The organism is Rhizobium hidalgonense (assembly GCF_002914525.1).
GTDB lineage: Bacteria > Pseudomonadota > Alphaproteobacteria > Rhizobiales > Rhizobiaceae > Rhizobium > Rhizobium hidalgonense.
In genome coordinates, this window is sequence record NZ_LODW01000030.1 from 1 (window position 1) to 641 (window position 641).

The window sequence follows — 641 nt, forward strand, 5'->3', positions numbered from 1 at the left end:
ACAAACCTAATGTCGCCGATCAGACAAAGCCGACAGACGGTGTCGTGATGGCATCACTTGCACCGCTAGAGCAAATCCTGCTCAATCTGGGTCATATCCAGCGGCCTTAAGGTAGTTTGCGCATTCTGCCGCAGTGAAGCGAGGTATCAAGGCCCCGACCGCATCCCATGGAGCATCGATCTTTCGCTCGGCTCGGCCTCGCAACATGGCTTTCAGCTTCGAGAATGCGTTCTCGATTGGATTGAAGTCCGGACTATAGGGCGGCAGGAACATGAGCTTGGCGCCGGCACGTTCGATGGCATCGCGGACACCGGCTATCTTGTGTGCAGGCAGGTTATCCATAATGACGACGTCGCCGATCTCCAGGGGCGGCACCAGCACCTGTTCGACATACGCAAGGAAGACGTTGCCGTTCATCGCGCCATCGTAGACGAATGGTGCGGTCATTCCGCTGAGGCGCAACGCACCGGTGAAAGTCGTTGTTTTCCAATGGCCGTGCGGCACGCCGGCACGGCAACGCTCACCTCGCAATGCACGTCCGCGCAGACGTGACATCTTGGTCGAGAGGCCGGTTTCGTCGATGAAGATCAGTTTCTCCGGATCGAGGTCCAATTGACCATCGAACCAGGCGCGCCGGCGCT

The 641-nt window shown here is 58.2% G+C and carries 1 protein-coding gene; it reads right to left on the minus strand.

Translation table 11 applies throughout. From position 1 onward, the window contains the following. Nucleotides 1-81: 81 nt before the first annotated feature. Nucleotides 82-641: IS630 family transposase (locus ATY29_RS02540; RefSeq protein WP_133118231.1), on the minus strand; the 560-nt coding region annotated here is incomplete at its 5' end.